A 14,145-nucleotide genomic window follows, 5' to 3' on the forward strand; every position below is an offset into this window, starting at 1 on the left:
TATGCTATCCGCCGCAGGTCCGCCCCTTAAAATCCACGGATGACTGCCGCACCCTCGCCGGACTCCGGCCCTGCCGTGGCCGGGCCCGAAGCCGGCGCCCGGGCCTTGAAGCTGGCGCGCGAAACCTTCGAGATCGAAGCCGCCGCCGTGCTGGGCCTGAAGGACCGCGTGGGTGCGAGCTTCGCCGCCGCCGTGCAGGCCATGCTGAACCTGCGCGGGCGCGTGGTGGTGATGGGCATGGGCAAGAGCGGCCACGTCGGGCGCAAGATCGCCGCCACGCTCGCATCGACCGGCACGGCCGCCATGTTCGTGCATCCGGCCGAGGCCAGCCACGGCGACCTGGGCATGATCAAGCCGGTCGACCTCGTGCTGGCCATCTCCAACGGCGGGGAGAGCGACGAGATCACCGTGATCCTGCCGGTGCTCAAGCGTCTGGGCGTGCCGATGGTCGCGATGACCGGCAACCCGGACTCCACGCTGGGCCGGCACGCCGACATCGTCCTGGACAGCGGCGTCGAGAAGGAAGCGTGTCCGCTGAACCTCGCGCCCACCGCGAGCACCACTGCGCAGCTTGCGCTGGGCGACGCGCTGGCCGTGGCGCTGCTGGATGCACGCGGCTTCCGCGCCGAGGACTTCGCACGCTCGCATCCCGGTGGTGCGTTGGGCCGCAAGCTGCTGACCCACCTCGGCGACGTGATGCGCAAGGGCGATGCGGTGCCGCGCGTGCCCGCCGACGCGCCCTTCACCGTTCTGATGCGCGAGATGAGCGCCAAGGGACTCGGTGCTTCCGCGGTCGTCGACGCGGAGGGCCGGCCGCTGGGCATCTTCACCGACGGCGACCTGCGCCGCCTGATCGAACGCGGCGTGGACCTGCGTCCCATGCGCGCGCGCGAGGTGATGCATCCGGCACCGCGCACGATCCGCGACGACGCGCTGGCGGCCGAGGCGGCGCAGCTGATGGAACAGTTCCGAATTACCAGCGTGCTGGTGGTGGACGCGGACGGACGCCTGGTCGGCGCGGTGAACAGCAACGACCTGATGCGCGCGAAGGTCATCTGATGGCGCCGGCACGCAGCTTCGCGCCCGAACTGCTCCTGGCCGCCCAGGGCGTGCGCGTCGCGTTCTTCGACGTCGACGGCGTGATGACCGACGGCGGAATCCTGTACTCCGACGAAGGCGAGACCCTCAAGCGCTTCCACACGCTCGATGGCCTGGGGCTCAAGCTGCTGCAGCGCGCCGGCATCACGCCGGTGGTGATCACGGGGCGCGACTCCAAGCCGCTGCGCAAGCGGCTGGATGCGCTGGGCGTGGGCGAGGTGCACTACGGCACCGAGGACAAGCGGCCGGCGGCGGAAAAGACACTCGCCTCGCTGGGCCTGGACTGGTCGCAGGCCGCGGCCATGGGCGACGACTGGCCCGACCTGCCGGTGATGCGCCGCTGCGCGATCTCGGTCGCACCGCCCGACGCGCACATCGAGGTGCGCCAGTGCGCGCGCTACGTGACCGAGGCCGCCGCGGGCTGCGGCGCCGCGCGCGAATTCTGCGACCTGCTGCTGGTGGCGTCCGGCCGCTACGCGCAGTTGCTGGAGGCGTACGGGTGAAGGCGTCGCGCGGTTTCAGCCGGGCCTGGGACCGCATCAGCATCTACCTGCCGGTCATCCTGATGGGCGTTCTGGCGCTGGGCACCTACTGGCTCGCGCGCACGACCCCGGGGGTGAGCAATGCGGTGAACGGCCAGCACGAGGCGAAGCACGAGGCCGATTACTTCCTGCGCAACTTCTCGGTCAAGTCGTTCACGCCGCAAGGCCGCCTGAAGAGCGAGATCCAGGGGGTGGAGGCGCGCCACTATCCCGACACCGACACGCTGGAGATCGAGCAGCCGCGCTTCCGTTCGTACAACGATGTCGGCGCGGTGACGATCGCGACGGCCAAGCACGCGATCAGCAACGGCGATGCCTCGCAGGTGCAACTCATGGGCGACGCCGTGGTCACGCGCGACCCGCCGCCCGCCCAGAAGGACCAGCCGCAGATGGAGATCCGCAGCGACTTCCTGCACCTGTTCGCGAACGACGAAAAGGTCAAGACCGACAAGCCGGTCTCCATCCGGCGCGGCAAGGACACGTTCCAGGCCGACAACCTGGACTACGACAACCTCGATCGCGTGCTGCAGATGCACGGGCGCGTGCACGGCCTGCTGCTGCCGCACGTACCGGCGGCGAAGCCATGAACCCGCCGGACCGCCCCCAGGGCGAAACCCGGAGTGCGCAGCACGCAGGGACTCCAGTGACCGACGCGCCGCTTGCCTTCATCACCGGCGCCTCCAGCGGCATCGGCCAGGCGCTGGCCCGGCGCTATCACCAGGCCGGCTGGCGGCTGGCGCTGGTGGCGCGGCGCACGGTGGAGACGAGCGCGTGGGCGCAGGGCGAGGGGATGGCGGCCGATCGCTGGCGCGTGTACGCGGCGGACGTCGCCGACATCGACAGCATCGTGGCTGCGGGCCAGGCCTGCATCGCGCAACAGGGCGTCCCCGACGTGGTCATCGCGAATGCCGGGATCAGCATCGGCATGGACACGGCGGACCGCGCGGACCTCGACGTGCTGGCGCGCACCCTCGCCACCAACAACGTCGGCCTGGCCGCGACCTTCCACCCCTTCGTCGCGCCGATGCGCTCGCGTGGCAGCGGCACGCTGGTGGGCATCGCCAGCGTCGCGGGCATCCGCGGGCTGCCCGGACACGGCGCCTATTCGGCCAGCAAGGCCGCGGTGATCAGCTATTGCGAGAGCCTGCGCGGCGAGTTGCGCGGCACGGGCGTGCGGGTCGTGACGATCGCGCCGGGCTACGTCGACACGCCGCTCACCCGCAAGAACCGCTACGGCATGCCCTTCCTGATGCGTGCCGAGGACTTCGCCGATGCGGCGTACCGCACGATCGCCGCGGGCCGCAGCTATCGCGTGATCCCGTGGCAGATGGGCGTCGTGGCCAAGCTGCTGCGCGCCCTGCCCAATCCGGTGTTCGACCGGCTGCTCGCGGGCCGCCCGCGCAAGCACCGGCAGAACGAGCGCTGACGCGCCGGCCGCGGCGAGGCGCAGGGCCTGCGAGGCCATGAAAAAGGGCTCCGTGAGGAGCCCTTCGTTCGCAGGAGTGTGGGTCAGTAGCTGTTGCCACCGCCACCGTAGCCGCCGCCACCGCCGGAGCGGCCACCGCCGCCGCCGCGGGGACCCGCGCCGTACGGGCTGCGGAAGCCGCCGTCCTGGCCGCCACCGCCACCGCCGCGGCCACCACCGCCGCCGCCGTAGCCGCCGCCGCCACCACCGCCGGAGCGACCACCGCCACCGCCGCCGTAGCCGCCGCCACCGCCGCCGTAGCCGCCGCCACCACCACCGCCGCCGCTTCCGAAGCCGCGCGGACGCTGCTCCATCGGACGCGCCTCGTTGACGACGACGCTGCGGCCGCCCATGGACTGGCCGTTCATGCCGGTGATGGCTGCCTGCGCTTCGGCGTCACTGCCCATTTCGACGAATCCGAAGCCCTTCGACCGACCGGTCTCGCGCTCCATCATCACCTTGGCGCTGGTGACCTGGCCGAACTGGCTGAACGCCTGCTCCAGGTCGCTGTCACGCACCTGGTAGGGCAGGTTGCCTACGTACAGTTTGTTGCCCATCTACAGGGACTCCTGAAAAAACATTGAACCGAGAGCGATGGAGTCCCGAAAACGCATTCGAGCAAGAAGCGACGCGAAAGGCACCTGTTCACCGCACCTGCGTGTCAAGTCCAGACCACGCTACAAACATTATGGAGCAGATCATTGGCGCGGTGGCAAGGGGTGCGGACCGGAGGCGCGGTGAAAAAATCGACGGGGCCCGCCGGCCGGCCGGCCATGAAAAAAGGGCCCGCAGGCCCTTTCTTGGATCGATCCGATCAGTAGCGATCGCGGCCACCGCCGCCGAAGCCGCCACCGCCGCCGGAGCGGCCGCCGCCGCCACCACCGTAGCCGCCACCACCGCCGCCGCCGCCGAAACCACGGCCGCCGCCGCCGCCGCCACCACCGTAGCCGCCGCCACCACCGCCACCGCTGCGGGGCTCCATCGGACGCGCTTCGTTCACGACGAGCGCGCGGCCGCCGTGCTGCTGGCCGTTCAGGCCTTCGATCGCGGCTTGCGCCTCGGCCGGGCTGCCCATTTCGACAAAGCCGAAGCCCTTGGAGCGGCCGGTGTCGCGCTCCATCATCACCTTGGCGGAGGTAACGGTACCGAACTGGCTGAACGCCTGCTCGAGTTCGTCGTCACGGAAAGAGTAGGGAAGGTTCCCCACGTAGAGTTTGTTGCCCATTCATGGACTCCTGAAAAAAACGCACGAGCGATGGAGTCCGCAAGACGAGTCAAAAACCACGCGAGACAAACAAACACCGCAAACCAGCAGGCCCGGTCGGCCCGCGACCTGGATTATGCGCCTTCGCGGCCGGGCGTGCCTCCGGTGCGACCCGGAGTGTTGCTGGCACGCCCGTGTAGCTCACCAGTTCACGTCGCGGTCCGGGGTGGAACCGATGCGGTGGATGGCCAGGTCGGCGCCTTCGAATTCCTGTTCCGCCGAGAGGCGCAAGCCCATCACGGCCTTCAGGATCCCGTAGACCGCGAAGCCGCTCACCAGCGCCCAGGCGACGCCCAGGAGGCTGCCGATCAGCTGCGCGCCGAGGCTCACGCCGCCCAGGCCGCCCAGCGCGCGCGAGCCGAAGATGCCGGCGGCGATGCCGCCCCACAGGCCGCACAGGCCGTGCAGGGGCCACACGCCCAGCACGTCGTCGACCTTCCAGCGGTTCTGGACCAGGGTGAACATGCTCACGAAGATCACGCCCGCGGCAGCACCCACGACGAGCGCTCCGACCGGATGCATGAGGTCGCTGCCCGCGCAGACGGCGACCAGGCCTGCGAGCGGGCCGTTGTGCACGAAGCCGGGGTCATTGCGCCCCGCCAGCAAGGCGGCGAGCGTGCCACCGACCATGGCCATGAGGGAGTTGACGGCGACCAGGCCCGAGATCTTGTCGATGCTCTGCGCGCTCATCACGTTGAAGCCGAACCAGCCCACCGTCAGCACCCAGGCGCCGAGCGCCAGGAAGGGAATGTTGGACGGCGGGTGGGCCGAGATGGCGCCGTCCTTGCGGTAGCGGTTGCTGCGCGCGCCGAGCAGCAGGACCGCGGGCAAGGCCAGCCAGCCGCCCAGCGCGTGGACCACGATGGAGCCCGCGAAGTCGTGGAAGGGCGCGCCGGTGAGCGACTGGATCCAGTCCTGGATGCCGAAGCGCTGGTTCCAGGCGACGCCCTCGAACAGCGGATAGATCACGCCGACGATGAGCGCCGTCGCAATCAGCTGCGGGCCGAAGCGGGCGCGCTCCGCGATCCCGCCGGAGATGATGGCCGGGATGGCCGCGGCGAAGGTGAGCAGGAAGAAGAACTTCACCAGGCCGTAGCCGTTCTGCGCGACCAGTTGGTCGGCGCCGACGAGGAAGCTGGTCCCGTAGGCCACCGTGTAGCCGACCAGGAAGTAGGCGACGGTGGAGACGGAGAAATCGACCAGGATCTTCACCAGCGCGTTGACCTGGTTCTTCTTGCGCACGGTGCCGAGCTCCAGGAAGGCGAAGCCGGAGTGCATCGCCAGGACCAGGATCGCTCCCAGCAGGATGAACAGGACGTCCGTGCCCTGTTTGAGTGCTTCCATGAGTGCCTCTTTGAATGAAATGCTTTGTTGTGGTGCGTTCTGGCCGTCGTTTCGGCGCTCGCACCAAAAGCAAGCAATAAGCGCGCCATCGGTGTGCGCCGGCGCGCACCGCATTGGTCACAGACGCGGGTTCCCACGGTGATGCGTAGTCCCGCGGTGTTCCGGTGCCCGGAGTCCTGGCGCCCTGGCACCGGGCGGCCGCTGCGGCGCATTGGCTATACTCGCCCGCAGCGCCGATTTGCTTCGCTTGCGGGCGCTCAATAAATGCCGCTAAAGACAGGCCGACCCGGCCCGCTCGAGCGGTCCGGGTTTTTTCTTGTCTCATGACGCTGATCGCCACGCCACGGTCCCTCTCCTTCGACGCGCCGCTTGCGCTGCAAAGCGGCGCCTCGATCCGCCAGTACTCGCTGGCCTACGAGACCTACGGCACCCTCAACGCGGACCGCAGCAACGCGGTGCTGATCTGCCATGCGCTCAACGCCTCGCACCACGTCGCAGGCGTCTATGCGGGCCAGGAGAAATCCGAAGGCTGGTGGGACAGCATGATCGGCCCGGGCAAGCCGGTCGACACCAACCGCTTCTTCGTGATCGGCGTCAACAACCTGGGCTCGTGCTTCGGCTCCACCGGACCCATGCACGTTAACCCCGACACCGGCCGCATCTACGGCGCCGACTTCCCGGTGGTGACCGTGGAGGACTGGGTCAACGCGCAGGCCCGCCTGCTCGATGCGCTGGGCATCCAGCAGCTTGCCGCCGTCATGGGCGGCAGCCTGGGCGGGATGCAGGCGCTGTCGTGGACCCTGCAGTATCCGCAGCGCGTGCGGCATGCGGTGGTGGTGGCGAGCGCGCCCAACCTCAACGCCGAGAACATCGCCTTCAACGAGGTGGCGCGGCGCGCGATCGTCACCGACCCCGACTTCCACGGCGGCCACTTCTACGAGCACGGCGTGGTGCCCAAGCGCGGCCTGCGCATCGCGCGGATGATCGGGCACATCACCTACCTGTCCGACGACGTGATGAACGAGAAGTTCGGGCGGCAGCTGCGCAACGGGCTGCTCCAATACACCACGCAGGACATCGAGTTCCAGATCGAGAGCTACCTGCGCTACCAGGGTGACAAGTTCAGCGAGTACTTCGACGCGAACACCTACCTCCTGATCACCCGCGCGCTGGACTACTTCGACCCGGCCATCCGCTTCGACGGCGACCTGGCGCGGGCGCTGGCGCCGGCGACGGCCCGCTTCCTGCTCGTGAGCTTCAGCACCGACTGGCGCTTCTCGCCCAAGCGGAGCCGCGAGATTGTGAAGGCGCTGCTCGACAACGACCGCGACGTGAGCTACGCGGAGATCGACGCCCCGCACGGCCACGACGCCTTCCTGCTGGAAGACGCGCGCTACCTCGCCGTGGTGCGCTCCTACTTCGAGCGCATTGCCGCGGAGTTCGCGGGCGCGGCGGCCGTGCGCGAACTGCCGGCGGGGGCGCTGCTGTGACCGACCGCACGACGCTGCAGACCATCGCGCAACTGGTGCCGCAGGGCGCGCGCGTGCTGGACCTGGGCTGCGGCGACGGCGCCCTGCTGGACTACCTGCAGCGCGAACGGGGCTGCAGCGGCTACGGCATCGAGATCGCCGACGGCAACGTGCTGGCCTGCGTCAAGCGCGGCGTCAACGTGATCCAGCTGAACCTGGACCAGGGCCTGTCGCTGTTCGACGACGACTCCTTCGACGTCGTGCTGCAGATCGACACGCTGCAGCACCTGCGCAATGCCGAGACCATGCTGCGCGAGACCGCGCGCATCGGCAAGCTGGGCATCGTGGCCTTCCCCAACTTCGCGCACTGGATCAATCGCCTGTCCATCATGCGCGGGCGCATGCCGGTGACCAAGCGCCTGCCCTACCAGTGGTACGACACGCCGAACATCCGCGTCGGCACCTACAAGGACTTCGAAGTGCTGGCGACCAAGAACCGCCTCGCCATCCTCGATGCCTTCGGCCTGCAGGACGGAAAGGTGCGGCGCTTCCTGCCGAACCTCACCGCGAGCACCGCGGTGTTCAAGTTCGAACGCGGATGAGCGCCGTGCCGGCGGCGGCCGAGGTGGTACGTAGTCCCGAGCCGGTGCGCTTCGGCGAGGCGCTGAAGTTCTGGCTCAAGCTCGGCTTCATCAGCTTCGGCGGACCGGCCGGGCAGATTGCGATCATGCACCGCGAGCTGGTCGAGCAGAAGCGCTGGATCTCCGAGCGCCGCTTCCTGCATGCGCTCAATTACTGCATGGTGCTGCCGGGCCCGGAGGCGCAGCAGCTCGCGACCTACATCGGCTGGCTGATGCACCGCACCTGGGGCGGCGTGGTCGCGGGCGGGCTGTTCGTGCTGCCGTCGCTCGTCATCCTCACGGTGCTCAGCTGGATGTATGCCGCCTTCGGCCACGTGAGCTGGGTGGCTGGCCTGTTCCACGGGATCAAGCCGGCCGTGTCGGCGATCGTGCCGCAGGCCGTGTGGCGCATCGGCAGCCGCACGCTGAAGAACCCGGCGCGCACGCCGTGGCTCTGGGTGATCGCGCTGGCCAGCTTCCTCGGAATCGCGTGGCTGAAGCTGCCCTTCCCGCTGATCATCGGCGGCGCGGCGCTCGCGGGTGTGCTGGGCGCGCGCGTGGTGCCGGCGCAGTTTGCGGGCGGTGCGGGGCATGGGGCCGCCGAAAAATCCTGGGGACCGGCGCTCATCGACGACCTCACGCCGACGCCGTCGCACGCGGTCTTCCGCAAGGCGCGCCTAGCCCGCGTCCTGGCGGTGGCCGCGCTGCTCTGGCTGCTGCCCATGGGCGTGCTGGTCGCGACGCAGGGCTGGGACGCCACGCTCACGCGGATGGGCTGGTTCTTCACCAAGGCGGCGCTGCTGACCTTTGGCGGCGGCTACGCGGTTCTGCCCTACGTGTACCAGGGCGCGGTGGAGCAGTTCCACTGGCTCACGGGACCGCAGATGATCGATGGCCTGGCGCTGGGCGAGACCACGCCGGGCCCGCTGATCATGGTCGTCGCCTTCGTCGGCTTCGTCGGCGGCTGGACGCGCCAGGTGCTGGGGCCGGAGCTGCTGTTCCTGGGCGGCGCGCTGGCGGCGACCGTCGTGACCTGGTTCACCTTCCTGCCCTCGTTCGTCTTCATCCTCGCGGGCGGGCCGCTGGTGGAGGCCACGCACGGCCAGTTGCGCTTCACCGCGCCCCTGACTGCGATCACGGCGGCGGTGGTCGGCGTGATCGCCAGCCTCGCGCTGTTCTTCCTGCTGCACATCGCGCGCGACGTGCCCACCCCCGGCTGGCCGGTGGACATCGTGTCGCTCGCCATCGCGGCGGCCGCGGCGGTTGCGCTGCTGCGTTTCAAGGCGGGGGTCATTCCGGTGATCGCAGCCTGTGCGCTGGTGGGCATGGGCCTGCGGCTGGCGGGTATCAGCTGATGCCGGGCGCGGCGCGCCCCGCTATGCTGCGCGCATGAACATCCTGATCACCGGTGGCGCCGGATTTCTCGGCGCCCGACTCGCCCGTGCCTTGCTCGCCGCCGGCACGCTGTCCCTGCGCGGCGCCGCGCCGCGCCGCATCGAACAGGTGGTGCTGGCCGACCTCGGCCCCGCCCCAGCCGACCTGGCTGCGGACCCGCGCGTGCGCAGCGTGCAGGGCAACCTGCTGGAACTGCTCGCCAGGCGCGAGCTGCCTGCCGCCGGCACGGACCTGGTCTTCCACCTGGCCGCCGCGGTCAGCGCGGAGTGCGAGGCCGACTTCGACCTGGGCATGCGCAGCAACCTCGACACCACCCGCGCACTGCTGGAGGGCTGCCGCGCGCTGGGCAGCACGCCGGTCTTCGTGTTCGCGAGTTCCCTGGCCGTGTTCGGGCATCAGCCGGGAGCGCCGGCCTTGGGCGTGGTGCGCGACGACACGCTGCCGACGCCGCAGGGCAGCTACGGCATCCAGAAATTCATCGGCGAGCAGCTGGTGGCCGACTTCACGCGCAAGGGCTTCATCGCCGGACGCAGCGTGCGGCCCATGACGGTCGCCGTGCGACCAGGCCGGCCCAACGGCGCGGCCTCGGGCTTCTTCAGCGGGATGATCCGCGAGCCGCTGGCCGGCGAGCGCGCGCGCATCCCCGTGGGGCGCGACACTCCGGTGGCGCTCGCCTCGCCGACGCGCACCGTCGAAGGCTTTGTTCGCGCCGCCACGGCCAGCGACGCCGAGTGGGGCCAGCGCACCGCGATCAACCTGCCCTCGCTGGCCACCACCGTCGGCGAGATGGCTGCGGCGCTGGAGAAAGTCGCGGGCCCGCAGGCGAGCGCTCTGCTCGACTGGCAACCCGATCCGGCCATCGAGAAGCTGGTGCGCAGCTGGCCGGGCGACGTCGCGTGGGCCCGGGCGCGCGCGCTCGGCCTGAAGAACGACGCCAGCTTCGAAGCCATCGTCCGCGAGTACATCGCGGAGAATCCGCAGGCCGTGCGCCTGTCCGTTCGCTAGTCCAGCCATGCCCCGTTTCGCCGCCAACCTGTCCATGCTCTATCCGGAGCATGCCTTCCTGGACCGCTTCGAGGCCGCCGCCCGCGACGGCTTCCAGGCCGTCGAATACCTGTTTCCCTACGAGCACGAGCCGCGCGAGCTCGCCGCGCGCCTGCGCGCGAACGGCTTGCAGCAGGTGCTGTTCAACGCGCCGCCCGGCGACTGGAACGGCGGCGAGCGCGGCATGGCCTGCCTGCCCGGGCGCGAGCAGGAGTTCCGCGAAGCCTTCGCGCAGGCGCTGCGCTATGCGCAGGCACTGTCGTGCCCGCGCGTGCACGTGATGGCCGGCCTCGTTCCTGACGGGGTCGAGCGGGCGGAGCTGCGTCCCACCTACGTGGCGAACGTGCGCTGGGCCGCGCGCGAGGCGGCCAGGCAGGGCGTGGACGTGCTGCTGGAGCCGATCAACACGCGCGACATTCCGCGCTTCTTCCTCAATCGCCAGGACCACGCGCACGAACTGGTGGGCGAGATCGGCGAGCCGAACGCCAAGGTGCAGATGGACCTGTACCACTGCCAGATCGTCGAAGGCGACGTGGCGATGAAGATCCGCCAGTACCTGCCGACCGGCCGCGTGGGCCACTTCCAGATCGCGGGCGTGCCGCTGCGCCACGAGCCCGACCACGGCGAACTGAATTACACCTACCTGTTCTCGGTGATCGACGAAGTGAGCCAGGCTTGCGGGTGGGACGGCTGGATCGGCTGCGAATACCGGCCTGCCCGCGGCGCCGAACCGGGCGGCACCAGCGCGGGCCTGGAGTGGCTGCGGCAGGCGAAGGCGGGCACACGCTGACGCGAGCCGTGGAGCGACGCGCTGCACGAGGGCGCGCCTGCAGCGCGGACGCATTGCGCTGCGCCAGGTTCGCGCCATGGCCCTGACCCTCGCGCACAAGGTCGAAAGCGAGCTCGTGATCAGGAAGAGCCGCTTCCTCGCCTGCGTGCAGCCGGTGTCCGGACGGGCGCAGGCGCAGGAGATCGTGGCGGCGCTGCGGACCGCGCATCCCGGCGCGGCCCACGTCTGCTGGGCCCTGCTCGCCGGCGGCCAGTCGGCGGCGCAGGACGACGGCGAGCCCAGTGGAACCGCGGGACGCCCCATGCTCGAAGTGCTGCGGCATCAACAGCTCGAAGGCGTCCTGGCCACCGTCGTGCGCTACTTCGGCGGAGTCAAGCTGGGCGCGGGCGGGCTGGTGCGCGCGTACACGGACGCGGTGGCGCAGGCACTGCTCGGGGCAGAGAAGCTGCCCCTGCAGAGGACGCTGGCGTTCGCATGCCGTGTGCCGTACGCGCTGGAGGGGTGGGTGCGGCGCGAGCTGCAAGACGCCGGCGCCGCGCTCGGCGAGGTGATGCACGCAGAGATGGTGGAGATCGCGTTCACGGTCACCGAAGACGCAGCAGGCGGGTTGCAGGGCCGGCTGAACGAGGGCGGCCACGGGCAACTGCAGTGGCTGGAGGCGTAGGCTGGCGGTGAGCCGCAGGCGAACCCCAGCTTGCTGCGCCGCGCTGGATCGCTGGGGTTCGCTGCGCTCACCGACATCCTACGGTCACTCGGGCGTCCGGACCAGCTGTTGCAGGAACTCCATCGCCGCCGCCGGCGCACGCTCCTTCGCGCCATTGATGAAGAACACGTACGCCTCGCGCGCCGGGTCCGTCTCCACCCACTCGCGCGTGCCCTGCACCCACGGCCGCAGCGCATCGGGGGCGTAACCGGTCGCGCAATCGGCTTCGCTGCGCATCAGGCGCAGGTAGGCGAGCCCGCTACGTGCGTGCGGAATGGCCGGGAACTTCGGCGCGTCGGTGTACACGGTCGTGCAGTCGTGGCGCGCGAGCAGCTCCAGGTAGGCCTCGCATGCGAAGCTGGGATGGCGCACGTCCAGCACGTGGCGCAACGGCCGGCCCTGCACTTCGCGAGGCAGCAGGCGCAGGAACGCGTCGACTTCCTCCGGCACGAATGCCTTGGTGGGCATGAACTGCCAGAGCAAGGGGCCGAGCTTGTCGCCCAGCTCCGCGATGCCGCTGCCCACGAAGCGCTGCACCCCTTCGGCGGCCGTACCCATGTCCTTGCGGTGGGTCGTGAAGCGGTGCGCCTTGAGGCTGAACACGAAGCCCGCCGGGACCTGGTCGCGCCATTTCGCGAAGGTGTCGGGCTGGAAGCTGCTGTAGAAGGTGCCGTTCACCTCGATGGCCGTGAGCTGGCGGCTCGCGTAGTGCAGTTCGCGGCTGTGCGGCAAGCCGGCCGGATAGAAGTTGTCACGCCACGGTTCGAAGGTCCAGCCGCCGACACCGACGTGGATGCGCGGATAAAGCAGAGCGGCAGGATGGGCGGGGCCGGGGACTTCCATGCATCATGCTAGCCCAGCGAAGCGCGCGCGCGTACAGTTCTGCCTAGCCCCCCAGCCCGCAGCCCCCTAGCCCCTAGCATCTGTTTCCGACATGAACGCCCCACTCCACCGCGAACTCCCCGCCACCGTTCTCGACAGCGCGCGCGCCCTGGACCAGGTAACGCGCCAGTGGGATGGCGACATCCTGCGCCAGCTCACCGACTACGTCGCCATTCCCGCCAAGTCGCCGGCCTTCGATCCCGAGTGGCAGCAGCACGGCTACATCGACACGGTGCTGCGCAATGCCGCGGACTGGGTGCAAGCGCAGAAGGTCGAAGGCCTCAAGCTCGAAATCGTGCGGCTGGAAGGCCGCACCCCGGTGCTGTTCTTCGAAGTGGAGGGCACCAAGCCCGGCGCGCAGCAGACCGTGCTGATGTACGGGCACCTGGACAAGCAGCCCGAGTTCACCGGCTGGCGCAGCGACCTCGGCCCGTGGACGCCGAAGTACGAAGACGGCAAGCTCTATGGCCGCGGCGGCGCGGACGACGGCTATGCGGTGTACGCGAGCATCGCGGCCATCCAGGCGCTGAAGGCGCAGGGCAAGCCGCATCCGCGCATCGTCGGCCTGGTCGAGACCTGCGAGGAGTCGGGCTCCTACGACCTGCTGCCCTACGTGGACGCGCTGCGGCCGCGGCTGGGCGACGTAGGCCTGGTGATCTGCCTCGACTCGGGCGCGGGCAACTACGACCAGCTGTGGCTCACCACCTCGCTGCGCGGACTCGCGGGCGGCGTGCTGAAAGTGGAGATCCTCACGGAAGGCATCCACTCCGGCGACGCTTCGGGCCTGGTGCCTTCGAGCTTCCGCATCATGCGGCAGGTGCTCGACCGGCTGGAGGACAGCAAGACCGGGCGGCTGCTGCCGGCCAGCTTCCATTGCGAAGTGCCGGCGGACCGGCTCGCGCAAGCGAAGGCCACCGCCGCCATCCTGGGCGACGAGGTGTACAAGCGCTTCCCCTGGGCGCATGCGGACTGCAACGGCTCCACGCAGACTGCGCTGCCCACGACGACCGACCCCGTGCAGGCCCTCCTCAACCGCACCTGGACCCCGACACTGTCGGTGGTGGGCGCCGAAGGCTTTCCGGCCCTGCGCGACGCGGGCAACGTGCTGCGTCCGTACACCGCGTTCAAGCTATCCCTGCGCTTGCCGCCGCCGGTCGATGCGGCCGCGGCCGTGCAGGAGCTCAAGGCCTTGCTGGAGGACAACGCGCCGTACCAGGCGAAGGTCACCTTCGAGGGCGGCGGCGCGGCGTCCGGCTGGAATGCGCCGCCGACCACGCCGTGGTTCGAGCAGGCACTGGACGCCGCCTCGCTGGCGCACTTCGGTGCGCCGGTGGGCTACATCGGACAGGGCGGAACGATCCCGCTCATGAACATGCTGAGCCAGGGTTTTCCGCAGGCACAGATGATGGTGTGCGGCGTGCTCGGCCCGCGCAGCAATGCGCACGGCCCGAACGAGTTCCTGCACGTGCCCTACGCCAAACGGCTGACGGCCGCTGTGGCGGAAGTGATGGCACGCATGCCTTGAGGCC

15 protein-coding genes are annotated in these 14,145 nt (G+C 69.8%); 11 read left to right on the forward strand and 4 right to left on the reverse strand.

What is annotated here, in order from left to right:
- Positions 1-39: 39 nt before the first annotated feature.
- From JJB11_RS06245 to JJB11_RS06260, 4 genes are read left to right on the forward strand one after another with little or no spacing between them, the layout of a single operon-like run.
- On the forward strand, positions 40-1,059 hold the full coding sequence (locus JJB11_RS06245) for a KpsF/GutQ family sugar-phosphate isomerase (protein WP_201167297.1): 1,020 nt from the start codon (positions 40-42) through the stop codon (positions 1,057-1,059).
- On the forward strand, positions 1,059-1,601 hold the full coding sequence (locus JJB11_RS06250) for a KdsC family phosphatase (RefSeq protein ID WP_201167301.1): 543 nt from the start codon (positions 1,059-1,061) through the stop codon (positions 1,599-1,601). Before JJB11_RS06245 ends, JJB11_RS06250 begins: the two co-directional genes overlap by 1 nt.
- On the forward strand, positions 1,598-2,227 hold the full coding sequence (gene lptC, locus JJB11_RS06255; RefSeq protein ID WP_201964663.1) for an LPS export ABC transporter periplasmic protein LptC: 630 nt from the start codon (positions 1,598-1,600) through the stop codon (positions 2,225-2,227). Before JJB11_RS06250 ends, lptC begins: the two co-directional genes overlap by 4 nt.
- A gap of 56 nt (positions 2,228-2,283) precedes the next feature.
- Complete coding sequence (locus JJB11_RS06260) at positions 2,284-3,066, forward strand: SDR family oxidoreductase (RefSeq protein WP_340643142.1); 783 nt, start codon at positions 2,284-2,286, stop codon at positions 3,064-3,066.
- Between the two features lie 83 nt (positions 3,067-3,149).
- Here JJB11_RS06260 and JJB11_RS26325 read toward each other — a convergent pair whose 3' ends face one another.
- The 3 genes from JJB11_RS26325 to JJB11_RS06275 form a co-directional block, all read right to left on the reverse strand.
- Entirely contained in the window at positions 3,150-3,662 is a 513-nt protein-coding gene (locus JJB11_RS26325; RefSeq protein ID WP_201167307.1) for an RNA recognition motif domain-containing protein, read from the reverse strand.
- 257 nt (positions 3,663-3,919) lie between these two features.
- Positions 3,920-4,330 (reverse strand): RNA recognition motif domain-containing protein, encoded by a 411-nt coding sequence (locus JJB11_RS06270; RefSeq protein WP_201167311.1) that lies wholly within the window; start codon positions 4,328-4,330, stop codon positions 3,920-3,922.
- Positions 4,331-4,510: 180 nt separating this feature from the next.
- Entirely contained in the window at positions 4,511-5,713 is a 1,203-nt protein-coding gene (locus JJB11_RS06275) for an ammonium transporter (RefSeq protein WP_201167313.1), read from the reverse strand.
- Positions 5,714-6,036: 323 nt separating this feature from the next.
- Here JJB11_RS06275 and metX point away from each other — a divergent pair, with 323 nt between their 5' ends.
- From metX to JJB11_RS06305, 6 genes are all read left to right on the forward strand, one after another.
- Positions 6,037-7,203 carry a homoserine O-succinyltransferase MetX gene (gene metX / locus JJB11_RS06280; protein ID WP_201167316.1) on the forward strand — a complete coding sequence of 389 codons (1,167 nt, stop codon included), beginning with the start codon at positions 6,037-6,039 and terminating at the stop codon, positions 7,201-7,203.
- Positions 7,200-7,784 (forward strand): methionine biosynthesis protein MetW, encoded by a 585-nt coding sequence (metW, locus tag JJB11_RS06285; protein ID WP_201167318.1) that lies wholly within the window; start codon positions 7,200-7,202, stop codon positions 7,782-7,784. The genes metX and metW overlap by 4 nt, the downstream gene beginning before the upstream one ends.
- Positions 7,781-9,157: a chromate efflux transporter gene (chrA, locus tag JJB11_RS06290; RefSeq protein WP_201167320.1), complete on the forward strand. Its 1,377-nt coding sequence runs from the start codon at positions 7,781-7,783 to the stop codon at positions 9,155-9,157. The genes metW and chrA overlap by 4 nt, the downstream gene beginning before the upstream one ends.
- Before the next feature lie 34 nt (positions 9,158-9,191).
- Entirely contained in the window at positions 9,192-10,202 is a 1,011-nt protein-coding gene (gene denD, locus JJB11_RS06295; protein ID WP_201167322.1) for a D-erythronate dehydrogenase, read from the forward strand.
- Between the two features lie 7 nt (positions 10,203-10,209).
- Entirely contained in the window at positions 10,210-11,031 is an 822-nt protein-coding gene (gene otnI, locus JJB11_RS06300) for a 2-oxo-tetronate isomerase (protein WP_201167325.1), read from the forward strand.
- Positions 11,032-11,107: 76 nt separating this feature from the next.
- Positions 11,108-11,695 (forward strand): IMPACT family protein, encoded by a 588-nt coding sequence (locus tag JJB11_RS06305; protein ID WP_201167328.1) that lies wholly within the window; start codon positions 11,108-11,110, stop codon positions 11,693-11,695.
- An 84-nt stretch (positions 11,696-11,779) separates the two neighbouring features.
- Here the strand turns inward: JJB11_RS06305 and JJB11_RS06310 are convergent, their stop codons facing one another.
- Entirely contained in the window at positions 11,780-12,577 is a 798-nt protein-coding gene (locus tag JJB11_RS06310) for a DUF72 domain-containing protein (RefSeq protein WP_201167331.1), read from the reverse strand.
- Positions 12,578-12,668: 91 nt separating this feature from the next.
- Between JJB11_RS06310 and JJB11_RS06315 the strand changes: the two genes are divergently transcribed.
- Entirely contained in the window at positions 12,669-14,141 is a 1,473-nt protein-coding gene (locus tag JJB11_RS06315) for a M20 family metallopeptidase (RefSeq protein WP_201167334.1), read from the forward strand.
- Positions 14,142-14,145: the final 4 nt, after the last annotated feature.

Source organism: Ramlibacter ginsenosidimutans (assembly GCF_016654015.1).
Taxonomy (GTDB): Bacteria; Pseudomonadota; Gammaproteobacteria; order Burkholderiales; family Burkholderiaceae_C; genus Ramlibacter; species Ramlibacter ginsenosidimutans.